The following is a 20608-nucleotide window of genomic DNA, read 5'->3' on the forward strand; positions in this document are numbered from 1 at the left end:
GTATGGACTATCGTATAAAATCAAGAAATTATTTTTTATTTATCACAGTACTTTTAGTTTGTGTGTTGGTATTGAATACCTCGTGTAAAGAAATAAATAAAGCGTCTGTAAATATTCCAAAAACAGAATCTGTTATAGAACAATATGATATAGACCGTTTAGAGCCATCTCAATGGTGGGTTGGTTTTAAATCTAAAAATCTTCAATTGTTGGTTAAGCATCCACGAATTTCCGAAGCTTCACCAAGTATTAATTATCAGGGGGTTTCTATACAAAAAGTTCATAAAGCCGATAGTCCAAATTATTTGTTTATTGATTTAGAAATTTCAGATGAAACAAAAGCAGGACAGTTTAATATTTATTTTAAATTTAAAGAAGGAAAGGAGCTAGTTCAAACTTATACCTTAAAAGAAAGACTTTTAAATGCTGAAGATTACAAAGGTTTTGATAGTTCTGATGCTATTTATTTAATAACACCAGATCGTTTTTCAAATGGAAATTCAGAAAACGACATTGTTGAAGGGCTTTTAGAGCAAGATTTAGATAGAAAGCAAGATTACAAACGTCATGGCGGTGATATTGAAGGCATCACAAATCATTTAGATTATATTGAATCCATGGGTTTTACTCAATTATGGTCAAGCCCATTACTTACTAATAATATGTCTGATGGCTCATACCATGGTTATGCCATTACAGATTATTATGAGGTAGATCCGCGTTTTGGAACTCTAGAAACCTATATTGATATGTCTAAACAGGCTAAAGCAAAAGGTATAGGTATTATTATGGATCAAGTGGCAAACCATTGTGGTGTATCGCATTGGTGGATGCAAGATTTACCATTTAAAGATTGGGTAAACCAGCAAGAACGTTTTTTAAATAAAGAACATTTAAATAATTCTAACCATAGACGAACTACAAATCAAGATACTTACGCATCTCGAATTGATAAAAAAAATATGACAGAAGGGTGGTTTGTGCCATCAATGCCAGATTTAAATCAGCGTAACCCATTTTTAGCGAAGTACATCATTCAAAATAGTATTTGGTGGATTGAAACATTGCAATTAAGCGGAATAAGACAAGATACATACCCATATCCAGATAAAGATTTTATGGCAAATTGGGCAGGAACCATTATGAATGAATATCCTAATTTTTCAATTGTAGGAGAAGAATGGACTAACAACCCATTATTAATAGCATATTGGCAAGCTGGGCATAAAAACAAAGACGGTTATAACGGTAATTTACCTTCTACCATGGATTTTGCAATGCAAGAACATATAAGAGATGCTTTAAATCAAAAAGAATCTTTTGGAGAAGGGTTAATAAGAATGTATGAAGGTTTAGCAAATGATTTTGCTTATGCAAATCCAGACATGATTATGGCTTTTACAGATAATCATGATATGAGTCGTGTTTTTACACAACTAAATGGAGATGTGACTAATACAAAAATAGCATTGAGTTATTTATTAATGTTACCTAGAATACCTCAAATATATTACGGAACCGAAATATTAATGAATGATTTTGAAAAACCTGGCGATCATGGTTTAATACGTACAGATTTTGCTGGAGGTTGGAAAGGTGATAGTGTTAATGCGTTTACAGGAGAAGGCTTATCTAATGATCAAAAAGATATGCAATCATATTTAAAAACGATTCTTAATTTTAGAAAACACAATAAGACCATTCACCAAGGAAAAACAATTCATTTTATACCATCAGAGGGAACATATTTTCTATTCAGAATTTTTGAAGGAGAAGTTGTTGTTCATATTATCAATAAAAACGAAGAGCCTATAACTATAGATTTAAAACGTTATGCCGAAATTGGACTTAAAGGAAAAACTTTGAAGAATGTTGTTACTGGTGAGTCTTTTATTTGGAATGATGATATTACATTGAAAGAAAAAGGGAGTGTCATTTTTACTTCAAAATTATAATACTTGACTAGATAGATTTTATAAACCACTTGTGTATAAAAAGTTATTGAATATGGAATGCATTGCGAATTATTTTATAAAGATGAGATTAAGAGTGTTGTTACTTGGTAATTAATGTCTTTAAAATAAAATTATATTTCAAACATTAGTTCGGTGCAAAACCAATTGAAAATAATTTGCTACCAAATGCTATTTTTAAATATATGGAAGTGCGTTTGCCAGAAACAAAAACACACTGTAATTTATTTTGACTATGAAACCAAAATTTTAGAAGCGTATTATCCGCAATATAAACCACAAGTAAATAATATTTTAAAGTTAAAAGGTATACTTCTGAAAGCTCAATGAATAGAAAATTTGAAGGTACAGATCATTCTGAAAGTTCACGGAATAAATGCCAGGACATTCCTTTAATGTTTCTGTTAAAAAAACAAAGATGAAATTCAAGATAATAATAGCAGTAATAATAACTTTTGCTTTTTGCATAAATTGTAAAGAGAAGCAAGAATTGAATACACATTCTAAAAATTCAACAATTGTTAAAAATAGAAAAAAGGTAGTATATCAAGTGTTTACTCGTTTGTTTGGAAACACAAATACAACCAATAAGCCATGGGGAACTATTAAAGAAAATGGTGTTGGAAAATTTAATGACTTTACCAACAAAGCACTTCAAGAAATTAAAAATTTAGGGGTTACTCACATTTGGTATACAGGTGTTCCGCACCATGATGTAATAACAGATTACACAAAATATGGCATTTTAAATGACGATCCAGATGTGGTGAAAGGGCGAGCAGGTTCACCATACGCTGTAAAAGATTATTACAATGTAAATCCAGATTTGGCAGTAAATGTTGAAAATCGTTTAGAAGAGTTTGAAGCTCTAATAGCGCGTTCTCATAAAGCAGGTTTAAAAGTTCTTATAGATATTGTGCCTAATCATGTGGCTCGAAATTATAAGAGTATATCAAAGCCCAAAGGCATAAAAGATTTTGGTGAAAACGATGATGTTTCGGTTGTGTATAATGTGAATAATAATTTTTATTATAACCTAAAGGAATCATTTCAATTGCCTGAATGGGAGCAAAACTATAGAGTTTTAGGAGGTGAAAAACATCCTTTGGTTGATGGTGAGTTTAATGAAAATCCAGCAAAATGGACTGGTAACGGTTCTCGAGCATCAAAACCAAATATGAGCGATTGGTATGAGACAGTAAAAGTAAATTATGGGGTTACACCAGAAGGTGAAAAAGATTTTGATGGACTTCCAGAAGAGTTTGCCAACAAAAATTATAAAAACCATTTTGAGTTTTGGCAAGATAAAACTGTACCAAATTCATGGATAAAATTTAGAGACATCGCATTGTATTGGCTTGATAAAGGTGTTGATGGTTTTCGTTATGATATGGCTGAAATGGTACCCGTTGAGTTTTGGAGTTTTATGAATTCGGCTATTAAAATAAAAAAACCTGATGCGTTTTTATTGGGAGAAGTATATAACCCGTCGCTGTATCGAGATTATATAAAGAAAGGTAAAATAGATTATTTGTATGACAAGGTTCAGTTGTACGATACTATAAAACACGTAATGCAAGGTTATGGGAAAACCGATAATATTCCATCAATTTTTAACAGTTTAGAGGATATAGAACATCATATGTTGCATTTTTTAGAAAATCATGACGAGCAGCGCATTGCAAGTCCTGATTTTGCAGGAAACCCTGAAAAAGGAAAACCAGCCATGGTTGTTTCAGCAACATCAACAACGGCACCTACCATGATTTATTTTGGACAAGAACTTGGTGAAGATGGTAGTGAAAACGCAGGGTTTGGGAAGCCAACTCGAACCTCTATTTTCGATTATATTGGGGTGCCTGCTCACCAACGTTGGATGAATAACAAGCAATTTGATGGTGGACAATCTACAGATAAAGAAAAAGCATTAAGAGATTTTTATAAACGTTTATTAAATTTTACCATTTCAAGTTCGGCCTTAGTTGGGGCGTATCAAGATATTCATTTGTATAATCGCGAACACACCAAGAATTATAATGATAAAGTTTTGTCTTTTGTACGTTGGAGTGATGAAGAAAAATTGATTATTATTTCAAATTTTGATTCTGAAAAGGGGTTTCGATTCAATTTAAAAATTCCAAAAGAGATTATAAAAACTTGGGGATTGTCAAATGAAAATTATGTTGTGAATGATCAGTTGTACAATCAATTTTCATCTAACTTAAAGATTGAAAATGGTGGTGGTTGTATTGAAATGTCTTTAAAGCCATTAGAATCTTTCATCTTAAAAGTGAAGTAAATTCTAATGAAATATTTATTTCTACATTAGAATCTGTTAATGGCATTAATAAGTTGATTTTGCAGTGCTAAATAAGAAGCTACTCAAATTAAGTTTATTTCTCATATTTACTAGGACTAACGCCTATACGCTGCGAAAAAGTAGCCGTAAAATGTTGTAAAGATGAGAAGCCACAAGTAAAAGCAATATCAGACATATTCATTGATTTGTTGTTTTTAATTAAATCAATCGCTTTTTCAATTTTTAAATTAATAATAAAACTATTAGGCGGGTATCCTGTTAGTTTTTTTACTTCGTAAGTAAATTTTGTTTTCCCCATTCCAAACATATAAGCTAAATCGTCAATAATCCATTTTTTACTTAAATCGTTATTAACTATTTGGGTTAACCTATCTATAAAATTGTCTTCTTCATAATTTTGTTGCTCCCTAAGCGATAAATGTCTATGTAAATCAATAAATAAATTTTCAATAATATTACCAACCATTATTTCGAAGCCTTCCTCTTGGTTAGAAAGTTCTTTTTCTAATTCTATAAAGTATTTTTTAAAAGTTTTTGCTTTTTCAATAACCAAATTATTTTTATTGGCTATCATACTACCTATATTTTCTTGAAGGCTAGATGGTAGTTTAGTCCAGTTACCTAAGTTAAGAGGAGAATTTAAGGTATACTGTTTGGGTTTAATGACCATCCAGTTTATTTGACCAATATCCATTTTTCCAGTAGGACTTCCATTTAATTGCCATGGTGCAGTTATTGATAAATTACCAGGTAAAAGCTCTATTTCATTGTCATCAACCACCCATTTGTATTTGCCACTATTTACAAAATGTATTTCAATACCGTCGTTTAAATGAGGACGCATAGTTTCATCCATTCTTACTTTAGAAAATTTCATGCTACCAAATTGTATGATATATGGCAGATTTTCTAGTGGCCCCATATTATCTTTATGCCACCAAATCCCCTGGTTGCCTGTTTTGGGTTTAGTATTAGATAAATTGGTTTTGGTTAAATTTTCCATATCAAATTATTGAAAATCAAAGTTCTGTATTAATTAAAAGTTGTTAGATGTCATTTATAATACTTAATGAGGTTTTATAAAATTGACCATCGTTTAAAAATAACATTATTTTATTATTAAAACATTAATATTAGCTATAAATTAATAATGTAAGACAATCTGTTTAATAGCAGAAAAAGGCACTAAACCTTTTTATTTAGATTTTCTAAAGTTTTAATTTTTTTATAAAGTTGAATAAATAAAATATTAAATGTTGAAAATTTCTATTCTAGGACTGGGAGAAGGTCGTAGTACTATGTCGGCAGTTTTACAAAGTACTAAATTAGAGTTGGTAAAAATTTGTGATACTAACGAAGCGCTTTGTAAGCAAAGGGTAAAAGAATTTGATTTCCCATATTACACAACAAATTATGAAGATTTGTTAAATGATACAACTATAGATATTATAGCAATATATACACCAGATCATTTGCATGCAGAACATGTAAAACAAGCTTTAATGCATGGTAAACATGTAGTTTGTACAAAGCCGTTTATTGATGATTTATCTCAAGCAAAAGAATTATTGCAATTGAGTAAGCAATCAGGTAAAAAAGTATTTATTGGTCAGAGTTCTAGGTTTTCTGAACCTATGAAACGTCAACGAAATGATTTTGAAGAGGGGCTTATTGGTGACTTAATTACTATTGAAGCACATTATCATGCAGATCACCGTTGGTTTTTAACCAAAGAGTGGTCTTTATTGCAATCTTTTAAATGGTTGTATGGCGGTTTGAGTCATCCAGTAGATTTTATAAGATGGTATTTGCCAGACATAGAGGAAGTTATGGGTTATGGAATGATAAGTGATAATGGAGAAGTTGCAGGTTTAAAAAATGAAGATGTTATGCACTTTGTTTTTAAAGCTACAGATGGTAGGATTGCGAGAGTAAGTGGTGTGTATTCTTCACCCACACAACCTACAAAAAGAGATAGCACTTTGAGTTGTATATTAAGAGGAACACTTGGTGCAAATCAAGCCGATTATCATGAGTTGCGTTATTCTGTTACATCTAAAGATGGCGAAGAAAAAATTATTCATTGGGGAGATGATAAACTTAAATATTATTACCGCTTTGAAGGACAAACACACCATGCGGGTGAATATCAAAATTATTTAGAATATTTTGTTGATAGTATTGAACAAGGTTTTACGGCCTGTCCTAATATGGAAGAAGGTATAGGAACAGTGGCTTTATTACAAGCTATGGATAGGTCTTTAGAAACAGGAATGCCAGTTAAAATTGCTGATGTAAAGTCTGAGTTTGGTATTTAAAAAGTCAAATATATTATTTGTTTTATGTAAAGTTATAACAGGTAAATTCCCTGTCTTCTAGTCATTGATAGTGTATTTATAAAATTGACCATCGTTTAAAAATAACATTGTTTTATTGTTGAAATATTAATATTAGCTGCAAAATATTAATGACTTTAAATTGTATTGCTTTCTTTTTTTTAAAAGAGCAATCGATTACTTTAGTAAATTAAAGTATAAATATAGTTGAATATAAAGTTGTTAAATATTAAAAATCAATTAAATGAACCTAGTTATTAAACGCCACATCTCAATTTTTTTCTTTTAATACTGGTCGTTTTTTCGTGTGGAGCAAGCGAAATTTGGGTTGCCAAAAACGGAAACGATTCTAATGTTGGAACTAAAGAAAGTCCGTTAGCAACCCTAAATATGGCTTTAAGGAAAGCACGAAATATGCGTCGTTTAAACGACCCGTTAATAAAAGATGGAATTCGTATTATTTTAATGGATGGTACTTATTTTCTTAATGAACCTGTGTTTATTAGATCTGAAGATTCAGGAACAGAAGAGAGTCCAACAATTATTGAAGCTCAATATGGTGCAAAACCTATTTTAAGTGGCGGATTAGAAATAAATGGGTGGAAAAAATCTGAAGTTTCAATAAATGGGTTAAAACCTGGCGAAGTTTGGGTTGCTGATGCACCTAAAAAAGCTGGTGACCTAATTAATTACAGGCAGTTGTGGGTTAATGGTAAAAAGGCTGTAAGAGCAAAAAGTACTTCTGGAACTAAGATGGAAAGGATTTTATCTTGGGATAAAGCATCAGAAACTTGTTGGATTCCTTATAAAGATAAGTCTATTAAATTTGAACCTGGTGTCGAAATGTTTATCATACAATGGTGGGCTATTGCTAATCTTCGTGTAAAAGATATTGAAGTGCATCAGGATAGTGCTAAAGTTTATTTTGAGCAACCAGAAAGTCGAATTCAAAGTGAGCATCCTTGGCCTGCTCCTTGGATTTCAAAGAATAATGGAAACTCAGCTTTTTATTTAAACAATGGGATGTCCATGTTAAATGAACCTGGAGAATGGTATTTAGATAAACAAAACGCAAAAATCTATTACTATCCAAGAGAAGGAGAAACAATAGATGCTGTAAAAGTAACAGTGCCTGTTTTAGAAAACCTGGTTGAGGTAAAAGGTACTGTAGATTTTCCTGTTCATCATATATCATTTAAAGGTATTTCTTTTGAATATAGTAACTGGTTGAGACCTTCGCAGCAGGGTCATGTGCCATTGCAAGCAGGCATGTATTTGTTAGATGCTTACAAACTAGAAACTCCAGGAACACCAAATCAAACCACTTTAGAAAATCAAGCTTGGGTTGGTAGACCTAGAGCCGCTGTAGAAGTTAATTATGCTAATAATTTACAATTTGAAGCCTGTGCTTTTAAACATTTGTCATCTACAGGATTAGATTTAAATAAAGGGACAAATCATAACACAGTAAAAGGTAATTTGTTTAAAGATATTGGAGGAAGCGCTATTAATGTGGGGGTGTTTTCTGAGGAAGGTTTTGAAGCGCATTTACCTTATAATCCTAAAGATGAACGGGTAGTCTGTTCTGATGAAGTTATTACAGATAACTTGATAACGAATGTAACTAATGAAGATTGGGGAACAATAGGAATAGCTGCTGGATTTGTTAAAAATATTACAATTGCTCATAATGAAATTTCAGATATTTCATATTCAGGTATTAGTTTAGGTTGGGGTTGGAATGCTACTGAAAGCGTTATGCGTAACAATAAAATTATAGCTAATAAAATTCATCATTATGCTAAACATTTGCATGATGTATCAGGTGTTTACACGCTTTCTGCTCAGCCAGATAGTAGAATAGAAGAAAACTATATTGATAAAGTATATCACAGTCCCTATGCTCATGATCCATTTTTATGGTTGTATCTATATACAGATGAAGGTTCGTCTTATTTTACCATAAAGAATAACTGGATTCCAACCGAAAAGATATTAAAGAATAATAATGGTCCTGCGGGTAATATTTGGGAAAATAACAATCCATATGTAAGCGAAACAATAAAGAAAAAGGCAGGGATTAGAGATCCATATAAAAATGTGCTTAAAGATGAAGTCGTTATAGATGAGTTATGGGGCATGCAAAAATTGCCAGAGCCTGTTGCTATTGAATTAATAGGATCTGATTTTGATATTTCTAAAATAAGGTCAACAATAAAAGGATTTAGAATCGTTGGTCAACAAGTGTATCAATGGAAAAATCATTTAGTGATTTACGGAAAACTTAATCAACCAGAACGAGTAAAAAGAAAGCTGTCTTTAGCATTTCCATCTCTAAAAATTAAAATTTATGAAAACCCAATTTATGATTTTAAAAAAATAGAGAGATGTGAAGAATCAAAGCCAGAGTCAGAATGGGAACATATTGTATTAACGGCCAATTTAGTTAAAGACGAAAAGCTTCAACAAGAATATTTAGATTACCACAAAACACAATTTGAAGAATGGCCAGAAGTGGCTCAAGGATTTTGTAATGCCGATTTTCAGCAATTACAAGTGTTTAAAAATGGAAGACAGTTAATGTTAATAATAAGTATTCCAAAAGGAGAAAGTTTAGATAAATTAAACCCTAAAACAACAGAAAATAATCCTCGTGTATACGATTGGAATGCATTAATGAAAAAATACCAGACGGGTATTAAAGGTGCAAAAAAGAACGAAACTTGGGTGTTTTTAAAGAAAACAAACGAATAAAAAAACAATAAATAAAAACTTTTGAATGAGAAAAGAATCTAAAGTTAAAATCAGAATTTCTTATACAAAAACGGATAATAATTAGCCAAAATTATTTTTATTACAAAACGAACTAATTAATGAAATTAACCAATCATCAGTTTTTTGACTTTCTGGATTTTGATACAAATTTGTCTTCAGAAGAAGGTGTTTCTAGACTTTGGAAAGCCTGTAAACCAACCGATATTAATCAAAGTGGTTTGGGTGTGTTATTAACAGTACCATTTCAATGTCAATTATTGTCAAATGAAATAGCACCCGATATTGCGATCAAACGAAAAAGCTATCACGTTTTTTTACGTGCTTTTGGCAATAAAATATTAAGGGTAAGTATAGGTTTTGAAAAAGAAGTTATGGAAACATCGCATATGTTAGACATAGCTTCAGACCTAAAAGAAACTAAATTAACTTTCGTAAAATCTGAAGAACATTGGACTATAAGAGATGAAGAAGGAATAAAACGTGCCGTTTTTAATTTGTCTGATCCGGAAATTGATCATTGGAGCGATTTATTGCCAGAACCAGAAGAATCTATGGAAGCTACTTTTTATCCAGATGGTAAAAAGGAGATTGTAGTTAGTGCGTACGACCAATTTTTTCCAAATAGAATGGATGCCATGTGCTTGTCTTTTATAGAGCAAAATGGGAAACCAAATAAAGTATCAATTTCGTTTCATGCAAAAGCAGATGAAAAATTTGTGGGTACAGGAGAACGATTTTCTAAAATGGACTTGTCAGGACACACGTTTCAACTCAAAAATCAGGATGGGCAAGGTGTAAATAATAAAAGAACCTATAAGAATATTCCTTTTTATTTATCAAGCGAATTGTATGGTATGTTTTTGCATACATCATCATATTGTAAATTTTCTATGGCCGATTTTTCAACACGATCGGTTCAATTATTAGTTGAAGAACCTGTTTTAGATGTTTTTTTAATAGGAGAAGATACGCCAGAAAAAATCATCTATCAATATAAAAAATTAACAGGATTCCCTACAACACCACCATTATGGAGTTATGGTGTTTGGATGAGTAGAATGACTTATTTTTCTGAAGAAGAAGTGAATGAAATCTGTGATAGACTGAGAAATGAAGATTTTCCATGCGATGTCATTCATTTAGATACAGGTTGGTTTAAAACCGATTGGTTATGCGAATGGAAATTCAATTCAGAGCGTTTTCCAGACCCTGAAAGATTCGTTTCAAATTTAAAAAAGAATGGGTATAGAGTAAGTTTGTGGCAAATGCCATATATATCTGACCAAGCAGAACAGTATGAGGAAGCAAAAAACGAAAATTATATTGGTGCTTTAAACGGTGAAATAATTCAAGGAGGCTCAAATTTTAGTACGCTGGATTATGCAGGAACTATAGATTTTACAAACCCAAAAGCTGTTGAATGGTATAAAGATTTATTGAGAAAACTTCTTAATATGGGAGTTGCTTGTATTAAAACTGATTTTGGAGAAGAAATTCATTTAGATGCAGATTATTATAATATGGCGCCAGAGTTTCTTAATAATTTATACGCATTATTGTATCAAAAAGCAGCTTTTGAAGTCACAAAAGAGGTAACTGGAGATGGTTTAGTTTGGGCTAGAGCAGGTTGGGCAGGTTGCCAACGTTACCCTATTCATTGGGGTGGCGATGCTGCAGCCTCCTGGGACGGAATGGCAGGTTCATTAAAAGGAGGACTTCACTTAGGTTTATCTGGTTTTGGTTTTTGGAGTCATGATGTGCCTGGTTTTCATGGTGTACCTAATTTTATGAATTCGGTAATTCCAGACGATTTGTATGTGCGTTGGACACAATTTGGTGTATTCACTTCTCATATTCGTTACCATGGTACATCAAAAAGAGAACCTTATTATTATCCGAAAATAGCCTCAACCATCAGGAAATGGTGGAAATTGCGCTATGCGTTACTTCCTTATATTATAGAGCAAGGTGAGAAAACAACATCAACAGGTTTTCCCGTTTTAAGAGCTTTATTAATGCATCATCAAACGGATAAAATGTGTTGGCATTTAGATGATCAATATTATTTTGGTGATGAATTTTTAGTAGCACCTATGATGAATTCTGAAAATAAAAGAGATGTATATTTACCAGAAGGAAATTGGATTAACTTTTTTACAGGAGAGCATTTTGAAGGTGAGCGTTGGCTCAAGTCTTTTGAAACTCCTATGGAAGATATGCCAGTATGGGTAAAAGAAAATGCACAAATACCAATATATCCTGAAGCTGTAAATTGTACAGATGATATGGATATGAATAAAAAAATAACCATTAAAATTGATAAAAGCTTTCAGGGAATTTGGAAGCATTTAGATTTTATAAAATAAGAATTTAAACCAAACTAAAACATTAAAAAATTATAAAAATGAGTACAGTTATAACTAATGAACAACTAAATCAGTTTCAAGAGGACGGTTTTTGCATTTTAAAAAATGTTATTTCACAAGAACTTATAGAACGATTAAGAGGTGAATGTCAGCGTTTTATTAAAGAAAAGGATGATGAAATGGATAGAAAAGGTGTTGAGGTTGATGAGATTAATCATAAAGGGAAACGTTATTTTATCGCTTTGCGTTATAAAGATAGTAAGACTATGCAGGATCTTATTTTTGGAAAAGAAATGGAACAAATTACCCGTAAAATATTAGGCGAAGATGTGTTTTTGTTTCTAGAGCAATATGTGGTAAAGGCTGCCGATAAAGGTATGACCTTTTCATGGCATCAAGATTCTGGTTATTTAGATTTTGATCATAAACCATACTTGTCAATTTGGTGTCCGTTAGATGATGTTACCGAAGAAAACGGAACAGTTTACTTATTGCCTTATAAAGATGCTGGTGTAAAAAATAGAATAGAACACGTGCTTCAAGAAGGTACCAACGATAAAATTGGATATTTTGGAGATAACCCAGGAGTACCAGCAGTTCTAAAAGCTGGAGATGTTGCTTTATTTTCAAGTACTTGTTTTCATCGAAGCGGTTCAAATACTACAAACAAATCAAGACGCGTGTTGTTAATTCAATATTCAGCAGAACCTATTTTAAAAAGTACTGGAGAACCATTATATTGGGCAGAGCCCTTTATTAAAGAAGGAGAAAATATTAGCGCATATACAGTTTAATTTAATGAATAATAGTTTTTATTCTTAAAAAAAAAATAAAAACCAACTAACCAAAAAGACTTGTTATTTAAATTGACATTTTAAACTATAAAAATGAATATATACGACCAATTAGATGTTCTTGATTTTGCAGTTGTAGGCATATATCTCTTAGTATTGATAGGCATTGGTGCATGGATAAGTTTTCGGTCTAAAAGACCAGCGGATGAAAACTATTTTTTAGCAGGTAATTCTTTAAATTGGACGAGCATTGGGTTTAATATGTGGGGAACCAATGTAGGGCCTTCGATGTTAATAGCATCTGCAAGTATAGGATATACAACAGGTATCGTGGCTGGTAATTTTTCTTGGTATGCCTTTATATTTATATTTTTATTAGCCGTTGTTTTTGCACCAAGATATTTAGGTGCTAAAGTGCAAACCTTACCAGAATTTATGGGTAAGCGCTTCGGGAATTCAACTCAAAATATTTTAGCATGGTATACCATTGTTACGGTTTTATTAAGTTGGTTGTCTTTAACATTGTTTGCAGGAGGTATTTTAATTCAGCAGATTTTAAATTTACCTATGTGGGCTTCAGTAATTATATTATTACTTATTGCAGGTTTTTTTACAATGGCAGGCGGACTTAAAACTATAGCTTATACCAATGTAATACAAATGGTGTTATTAATAATAGTATCATTTTCTTTAATGTGGGTTGGTTTAGAAAAAGTTGGAGGAATAAGTGCTGTTATTGAAAAAACACCATCAAATTATTGGAATCTTTTTATGCCATCAGATGATGCTAGTTATCCTTGGACAGCCATATTATTAGGCTATCCAATTATGGGGGTTTGGTTTTGGTGTACCGATCAATCCATGGTGCAATCTGTGTTGGGAGCAAAAAGTGTAAAACAAGGTCAGTTAGGAGCTAATTTTACAGGATGGCTAAAAATAATAGATGTTCCCTTATTTATTTTACCAGGTATCATGTGTTTTATTTTGTTTCCTGATTTAAGTAATCCAGATGAAGCATACATGACCATGGTAACAGAGTTATTTCCAACAGGTATGAAAGGTTTGGTGATGGCGGTATTAATTGCAGCATTGGTGAGTACGATAGATTCCGCTTTAAATGCATTAAGTACCGTTTTTACGATGGATATTTTTGTTAAAAAATTTCAGCCCGATGCAAATCAGAAAAAAATTGTTAAAGTAGGGCATATGGTTACCGTTTCGGGTGCGATATTGTCTATATTCATTACCATGGCAATAGATAGTATTAAAGGTCTTAATTTGTTCGATGTTTTTCAGTCAGTATTAGGCTTTATTGCACCTCCAATGTCGGTTGTATTTTTGTTTGGTGTTTTATGGAAAAAAACAACTACAAAGGCTGCCAATAGTATTTTAATTTTTGGGACTTTACTTAGTTTAACAATTGGGGTTTTATACTTATGGGTTTTTCCTAACGATCCCAATTCAGCAGTTAAAATATGGCCACATTTTTTACTCTTATCTTTTTACATATTTGTGTTTTTATCCATTATGATTGTAGTTATTTCAAATTTAGATAAGCAAAGCAATACGTATCAAAGTACATTAAATTATACGAAAGCAAAACTGTCACCAAAAGTAAAGTTGCTTTGGGCAGCGCTTATTGTTACAATGATTGGATTATACCTATTTTTTAATGGACATTAGATATTTGAGTTTATAATAAATTAGAATAAAGAAAGAAAAATTTTATTATGATAAAAAACACAAACGATGGTAGTAATAATTTGCCATCATTGCGTATTGATATAAATTATAATACTTGTGATGAGCTACCTGACTTTTCAGTAGGTCCAAAAGGAACCGATAGAGAAAAGCATGAAGCTATTGCCCAAGCAGGTTTTCAGGGTATTCAAGACGGAAACCCAGAGCTATGTAAAGAATTTAATTTACAATTAACCGCTCATGCTAGGGTTAATGAAGTTGGTGATTTGGACGATTTATTACCAAAATGGAAAGCAGAAAATTATAACTGTGCTACTATTCATTTAGGTTGGGGTATGGAGTCTGATACTGAAATGGATGCTTTAGTAAGTTATGTTTTAGAAATTTCGGCAAAAAATAATTTTCCAATTTATATTGAAACACATCGCGCTACCATTACTCAGGATTTATTCAGAACGGTTGAATTAACAAAACGGTTTCCAGAAATTCGTTTCAATGGTGATTTTTCACATTGGTACACAGGACAGGAGATGGTTTATGGCGGAATTGAAAATAAATGGGATTTTATTCAACCCGTTTTTAATCGTGTTAGTTTTATGCATGGTAGAATTGGAAATCCAGGATGCATTCAGGTAAATGTGACAGATGACAAAAACCTTGAATATGTAATGCATTTTAAAGAGATGTGGAAGCGTTCGTTTTTAGGATTTTTAAAAACAGCTAAACCCGGAGATTATATTTGTTTTACTGTGGAACTTTTGAAAGCTGATATTTTTTATGCTAGAACAATTCCAACTGATAGTGGTGAGCAAGAAGAAGGCGATCGTTGGCAGCAAGCATTATTGTATAAAGAAATAGTTCAGGAATGTTGGGAGGCTGCTAGCAATGAATTTTATTCTTAGTAGAATTTAGACATATAAGTTTCTTTTGTTTTCTTTTATTTTCTTTTATTTGTCTTTTACAGGAAAGTGCAGGATGGAGGTGGCGAAAATTATTCACATATTTACTAAAAATATAAACCATTATTATGCATAATAAATTATTAGCTTCAATATTAAACTAGTCGGAGGTTAAAACGCATTATAAAATTTTAAATAAATAAAAATGGAACAAAAAAAGGAAGCTTGAAAAGTACGATCGCTGTATCGCTTACCAATTATCTTGATGCGGGAGCAATTGTAGCTGGCGCAAGCGGATTGACGCTTTGGCAAAATTACCTTGGACTTACCGAAGGGAATCTTGGCTGGCTTAATGCCATTAGTGCCAACTGTTTCGGTGCAGCTATCGGCGCGATTATTGGTGGTTTTCTTGCTGACAAATACGGACGAAAAACGATTTACACCTACAATATGCTTGTGTATATGTTGGGGATTGCAATAATCATGTTTACAGTCAATTTCCAAATGCTGTTGATTGGATTTCTGATTACGGGAATCTCTGTAGGAGCGGGTGTTCCTGCCTCGTGGACTTATATTTCTGAAAATTCAGAAGTGAATAATCGCGGACGCAATATGGGAATTTCTCAGTTTGCATGGGGCGTTGGTCCGACTATCATTTTACTTTTGGGAATGTTACTTGCTCCGGGTAAAGCTGATGCTGCAGCCGGTGTTCTATTCAGCTATGTGGAAAAAATAGCAACATTTTTTATAGGTAATGATGCAAGCCTTGAAGCAGTCAATGTATTCAGTAGCCGTCTTATTTTCGGTTCGTTGTTTATTGTAGCGTTTATTGCATGGACTCTGCAACGAAAACTCAATGAATCGAAAGATTGGGAAGATGCTCAGCAAGCTCAAGGCAAAGATAAACAACCGAGTGTTTTTGCGTCGTTTGGTTTACTTTTTACCAATAAGGTAAATATTCGTACCATGCTTTTTCTTGCGGGTATTTACGTTTCCTGGAATATGGTGGCTTCCGTTATGGGTTTCTTTCAACAGCATATTTATGAAAACGCAGGCGGTCTTTCTAACGGGCAAGCTAACATGGTATCGGCTGTACAATGGATCGTGATTATTGCGGTAACTTATTTTGGTTTTGCCATGATAGTCGATAAGGTAAATCAGCGCCTATTGTATTTTGTCGGCACGTTGATAGGCATAGTGGCATGGTGTATCCTCATTTTTATAGGAATAAAAAATTATGCTGCATTATGGACTTTCACCATTCTTTGGGGTATTCACGCAGGTATAAGTGTACAAGCATTTTATGCGCTTTGGGCTTCGGAACTCTTTCCTGCCAAATATCGCGCGGGAGCACAAGGGGTTATGTTCTTTGTTGTAAGAGCTATAGCTGCAATATGGGGATTGGCATTTGTTCATATTTATGGTGAAAACGGGGAAGGATTTAACACGGCGGCATACATTATGGTAGGATTGCTCCTTGTCGCGTTAATAATAGGGACTATTTGGACACCAAAAACTCGTGGTAAAACATTGCAAGAAATAACAAAAGAAAGATACGGAGACAATATTTAATACGGAATCTATATTATCATAAAAAACTAAACAGATGGGTAAAACTTTTTTACCGAATACCTCAACTGCTTCAACTTGGATTTGGTATCCAGGTGATTTCGAAGTTTGGTTGAGCAATAAAATGCAAGTAAGACGTACAGAACGTGAAGCTGTATTTCCTCCGCTTTGGAAATATTACAGTCCTGATCCTTTGGTTACCTTTCAAACAGAAGTTGATATTCCAGAACAAGATGAAGTGAAAATTTACTCAGAGGGTACGTTTCAACTACTTGTAGATGGTGTTCAAATATATGGGCTGCCTAAATCAATTACAATTCCAGCTGGAAAGCACAAAATATCCTTTAAAGTATATAATCAAGAAGTACTACCAGCTATTTATATTGAAGGCAAATATGTTAAATCTAATGCCAATTGGATGGTTACCAACGAGGATAAACTTTGGATTGATGAGACTGGTAAGGCCCAACAATCTGGAACGCCTTGGGTACCTGTTGGTTCTTGGAATTTTAATTCGCCAAAAGATAAGCCTTCTGAATTTAGACTCGCAACCGAACCTTGGAATGCGAAAAAAACAGAAAAAATAGCTAATGGCGAGTTGATCGATTTTGGTAAAGAAACGTTTGGTTATATCCGTATTCATGGTTTAAAAGGGAAAGGAAAGTTAGCATTGTATTATGGAGAATCTCGTGAAGAAGCATTAGATTCTGCAAAATGTGAAACATTAGATTATCTTTCTTTTGATGGTAAACAACCAGAAGTGTATACACATGATCAATCTAAAGCATTTCGGTTTGTTCAAGTACAAGCTGATGCATCCGTAGAATATGATTCTATATCGATGCTTTATGAATATTTACCATTAGAATATCGTGGTGCATTTAAATCTTCTGATGAATTATTGAATGACATTTGGGATGTGTCTGCATATACTATGCACCTAACGTCACGCGAATTTTTTATCGATGGTATTAAACGCGACCGTTGGATTTGGTCTGGAGATGCCTATCAAAGTTATTTAATGAATTATTATTTATTCTTTGATTCACCATCTGTAGAACGCACATTATTAGCCCTTCGTGGCAAAGAACCAGTAACAGCCCACGTCAATACCATAATGGATTATTCACTTTATTGGTTTGTGGGGATTTATGATTATTATTTATACACTGGTGATACAAAATTTATCGAGACTTTTTATCCTAGAATGAAAACACTCATGGAATATTGCTTAGGTAGAAGAAATCAAAATGGATTTTTAGAGCCATTAGAGGGTGATTGGGTTTTTATCGATTGGGCAGATGGATTAGCAAAAACCGGAGAGGTTAGTTTTGAGCAAATGTTATTGGTAAGAAGTTTAGAGGCTGTGGCAGTTAGTGCAGAAATTGCTGGAGAACTTGAAGATCATGAACAATATCAAAAATTAGCTAACGATTTAAAAACTAAATTGTTTGATGCATTTTGGGATAAAGAAGAGGGTGTTATGAAGCACCAACGTATAGATGGATCGGTACAAGATATTGTTACTAGATACGCCAATATGTTCGGGATCTTTTTTAATTATTTTGATGAAGCCCAAAAACAAAGTGTAAAAAATAAGGTGTTATTAAATGATGATATTCAGAAAATCACGACACCCTATATGCGTTTTTTCGAATTAGAGTCTTTATGCGCTTTGGGTGAACAAGAATTTGTTTTAAATGAAATTCGTGATTATTGGGGAGGCATGTTAGAACTTGGAGCAACTTCATTTTGGGAATTATATAATCCTAATGATAAAGGAGAAGAGCACCTAGAAATGTATGGTAGACCTTATGGAAAAAGCCTTTGTCATGCTTGGGGTGCAAGCCCAATTTATTTATTTGGAAAATATTATTTAGGGGTTCAACCAAGTTCTGCAGGATATAAAACTTATGAAATTAAACCAAATTTAGGTGGTTTAAAATGGATGGAAGGTAAAGTGCCAACGCCAAATGGTGTTGTGGATTTGTATTGCAGTACTAAAGAAATTAAAGTAAAGGCTTCAGAAGGCGAAGGGATATTAATTATTGCTAGTAAAACCAAGCCATTAACAGATTCAGGAATTATTACAGCATTAGGTAAAGATACATATCAGTTAAAAATTCAACCTAATGTGGCCTATCAAATTACATATAAAGCATTATAAACTCAGATGATAAAAACAAGATATATATTTATTTTATTATGCACTCTAGGATGCTTGTTAGGAGTAGCTCAAAATTCAAATCAGAGTTGGAAAGCAGGGTCATTTAAGATTGTTGAAGGTAATTACGAGACGTTCAAGACAACACAATATGCACATGTGTTTAAAGGAAGTAAACATAATATTGTACGATTAGCGCCAGAATTGGAAGGGTTGACTGGTATTAAATTTCCTCTTGAAAATACTGAGTCACTTAAATTAAAATTTAAAGAGTCTGTAAAAATACTTATTGGTGTTTTTAAAGAACAAGATTCAAATATTAAAGATTTAATAAATGCGAAACTTGTTCTAGAAAACGGACTTACTATAACAGGTTTGTCGCCAGTGAATGTTTATGCCATTCCATATTCAAGAGGGACGCATAGTATAAATATCTCAGGTTTGTTTACCATTTTAGGAGTAGTAAAAGGAAATGAAACATTAAATTTCAGGAATGCCGAATTTCCAGATGGAAACCTTTGGAATCCGACGTTTATTGTTGAAGGTTTTTCAGATGAGAAACCGTTATTTGACATTATTGGCGGACAAAATACACCAGTAGTTGATGAAGGTATGCCAGGAACAGAAGGGATTCAAGGTGGTTTTGAAGGCGGTCGTTGTGTAAAAGTGGGTGATACCTATCATATGTTTCCAACAGAGCGCGCTGGAGAAGTTGGGGTGGAAGCGTATTACGATCGGGTTAAGACTCGAATTGGACATTGGACAAGTAAAGATGCCATTCACTGGAAACGAGAGTCAACCATATATCAAGCCAGTGGGACTTATGCGGTTACCGAAGATGATAATCCTATGAATGACCGTAGAGCCGCTATTTGGTCATATATGCCCGTTTTTAATAAAAAAGCAAACAAATGGTACGGTTATTATTTGGCTTACACCGTTAGTAAAACCATAGATCCAAACCATTCTTTTGGTCGTATTTGGCGCTGCGAATCTGTAGTAGATGGTATAGAAGGTATTGGTGGTCCATATAAAGATGTTGGCATTATTATTGAACCAGGATTAAATTCGGAACCTTGGGAAGGACGTCAAGGTGTTGCTTCTTTTTTTCCATATAACGTTGGTGAGGATAAATGGCTAGGATTTTATAGTGGAGCATATCCGTTTAAAACATGGGACGATTACCCAAAGAAAACAGGAAAAGGTTGGTTTGTGGCTTTGGCAGAATCTAATAGTTTAGAAGGGCCATGGAAGCGTTTAGATGCGTCAATTAATCCAATAAAATCCATGCATCCTTTTTTTGTTGAAAACCCGATTGTGAGTCAGTTACCTGATGGTACATATATCGCTATTTTTGATGGAGGACCAGATGGTTGGGGACATCATTTACCAAATATGATGGCGTATTCTTTGTCTAAAGACGGCTTAAATTGGTCTGAAGCACGTTATTGGCCTATTGAAACCAAGGTTGATAAATGGTGGGATATCATGCGAACACCATTATGTTTAATTCCTGAAGGTAATGATGTGTATACCATCGTTTATGCAGCAATAGATTTGGAAAAAAGATTTCATCCTATGGGCATAGTAAAAGTTAAATTGAATAGAGATGTACTTGCTGAATGCGTTCAGAAGTTATAAAGAATAGTTAGTACATAAAAAGATAGATTTAGATGTCAGTCTGAGCGCAGTCGAAGACATTGGAAATATT

12 protein-coding genes are annotated in these 20608 nt (G+C 33.1%); 11 read left to right on the forward strand and 1 reads right to left on the reverse strand.

Going from position 1 to position 20608, the window contains the following annotated elements:
* Nucleotides 1-2 precede the first annotated feature (2 nt).
* Both RHP49_11055 and RHP49_11060 read left to right on the forward strand, forming a co-directional pair.
* Nucleotides 3-1955, forward strand: a complete 1953-nt coding sequence (locus RHP49_11055; protein ID WNH11441.1) for a glycoside hydrolase family 13 protein — start codon at nucleotides 3-5, stop codon at nucleotides 1953-1955.
* A gap of 436 nt (nucleotides 1956-2391) precedes the next feature.
* A complete protein-coding gene (locus RHP49_11060) occupies nucleotides 2392-4272 on the forward strand; it encodes an alpha-amylase family glycosyl hydrolase (GenBank protein WNH11442.1) in 1881 nt (626 codons plus the stop codon).
* Nucleotides 4273-4366: 94 nt separating this feature from the next.
* On the opposite strand, the gene RHP49_11065 is transcribed toward RHP49_11060, so the two are convergent.
* A complete protein-coding gene (locus RHP49_11065; GenBank protein WNH11443.1) occupies nucleotides 4367-5296 on the reverse strand; it encodes an AraC family transcriptional regulator in 930 nt (309 codons plus the stop codon).
* A gap of 250 nt (nucleotides 5297-5546) precedes the next feature.
* Between RHP49_11065 and RHP49_11070 the strand changes: the two genes are divergently transcribed.
* The 9 genes from RHP49_11070 (at nucleotide 5547) to RHP49_11110 (ending at nucleotide 20538) form a co-directional block, all read left to right on the forward strand.
* Nucleotides 5547-6611 (forward strand): Gfo/Idh/MocA family oxidoreductase, encoded by a 1065-nt coding sequence (locus RHP49_11070; protein WNH11444.1) that lies wholly within the window; start codon nucleotides 5547-5549, stop codon nucleotides 6609-6611.
* 408 nt (nucleotides 6612-7019) lie between these two features.
* Nucleotides 7020-9383 carry a right-handed parallel beta-helix repeat-containing protein gene (locus RHP49_11075; GenBank protein ID WNH11445.1) on the forward strand — a complete coding sequence of 788 codons (2364 nt, stop codon included), beginning with the start codon at nucleotides 7020-7022 and terminating at the stop codon, nucleotides 9381-9383.
* A 119-nt stretch (nucleotides 9384-9502) separates the two neighbouring features.
* A complete protein-coding gene (locus RHP49_11080) occupies nucleotides 9503-11770 on the forward strand; it encodes an alpha-xylosidase (GenBank protein ID WNH11446.1) in 2268 nt (755 codons plus the stop codon).
* Nucleotides 11771-11808: 38 nt separating this feature from the next.
* The gene (locus RHP49_11085) at nucleotides 11809-12564 is read left to right on the forward strand and encodes a phytanoyl-CoA dioxygenase family protein (protein ID WNH11447.1); all 756 of its coding nucleotides are present in this window, start codon (nucleotides 11809-11811) and stop codon (nucleotides 12562-12564) included.
* 93 nt (nucleotides 12565-12657) lie between these two features.
* Entirely contained in the window at nucleotides 12658-14247 is a 1590-nt protein-coding gene (locus RHP49_11090) for a sodium:solute symporter (protein WNH11448.1), read from the forward strand.
* 47 nt (nucleotides 14248-14294) lie between these two features.
* Nucleotides 14295-15167 (forward strand): hypothetical protein, encoded by an 873-nt coding sequence (locus RHP49_11095; protein WNH11449.1) that lies wholly within the window; start codon nucleotides 14295-14297, stop codon nucleotides 15165-15167.
* 222 nt (nucleotides 15168-15389) lie between these two features.
* Nucleotides 15390-16736, forward strand: coding sequence for an MFS transporter (locus RHP49_11100; protein ID WNH11450.1), 1347 nt, complete (start codon nucleotides 15390-15392; stop codon nucleotides 16734-16736).
* 34 nt (nucleotides 16737-16770) lie between these two features.
* Nucleotides 16771-18900, forward strand: a complete 2130-nt coding sequence (locus tag RHP49_11105) for an alpha-rhamnosidase (GenBank protein WNH11451.1) — start codon at nucleotides 16771-16773, stop codon at nucleotides 18898-18900.
* 6 nt (nucleotides 18901-18906) lie between these two features.
* On the forward strand, nucleotides 18907-20538 hold the full coding sequence (locus RHP49_11110) for a hypothetical protein (protein ID WNH11452.1): 1632 nt from the start codon (nucleotides 18907-18909) through the stop codon (nucleotides 20536-20538).
* The last annotated feature ends 70 nt before the right edge of the window (nucleotides 20539-20608 follow it).

The organism is Flavobacteriaceae bacterium HL-DH10 (assembly GCA_031826515.1).
In the GTDB taxonomy this organism is placed as follows: domain Bacteria; phylum Bacteroidota; class Bacteroidia; order Flavobacteriales; family Flavobacteriaceae; genus Thalassobellus; species Thalassobellus suaedae.

What these genes read in the sequence shown, in the direction of transcription:
- RHP49_11055 (WNH11441.1), top strand. Translation starts at nt 3, where the DNA reads ATGGACTATCGTATAAAATCAAGAAATTATTTTTTATTTATCACAGTA.
- RHP49_11060 (WNH11442.1), top strand. Translation starts at nt 2,392, where the DNA reads ATGAAATTCAAGATAATAATAGCAGTAATAATAACTTTTGCTTTTTGC.
- RHP49_11065 (WNH11443.1), bottom strand. Translation starts at nt 5,296, where the DNA reads ATGGAAAATTTAACCAAAACCAATTTATCTAATACTAAACCCAAAACA.
- RHP49_11070 (WNH11444.1), top strand. Translation starts at nt 5,547, where the DNA reads ATGTTGAAAATTTCTATTCTAGGACTGGGAGAAGGTCGTAGTACTATG.
- RHP49_11075 (WNH11445.1), top strand. Translation starts at nt 7,020, where the DNA reads ATGGCTTTAAGGAAAGCACGAAATATGCGTCGTTTAAACGACCCGTTA.
- RHP49_11080 (WNH11446.1), top strand. Translation starts at nt 9,503, where the DNA reads ATGAAATTAACCAATCATCAGTTTTTTGACTTTCTGGATTTTGATACA.
- RHP49_11085 (WNH11447.1), top strand. Translation starts at nt 11,809, where the DNA reads ATGAGTACAGTTATAACTAATGAACAACTAAATCAGTTTCAAGAGGAC.
- RHP49_11090 (WNH11448.1), top strand. Translation starts at nt 12,658, where the DNA reads ATGAATATATACGACCAATTAGATGTTCTTGATTTTGCAGTTGTAGGC.
- RHP49_11095 (WNH11449.1), top strand. Translation starts at nt 14,295, where the DNA reads ATGATAAAAAACACAAACGATGGTAGTAATAATTTGCCATCATTGCGT.
- RHP49_11105 (WNH11451.1), top strand. Translation starts at nt 16,771, where the DNA reads ATGGGTAAAACTTTTTTACCGAATACCTCAACTGCTTCAACTTGGATT.
- RHP49_11110 (WNH11452.1), top strand. Translation starts at nt 18,907, where the DNA reads ATGATAAAAACAAGATATATATTTATTTTATTATGCACTCTAGGATGC.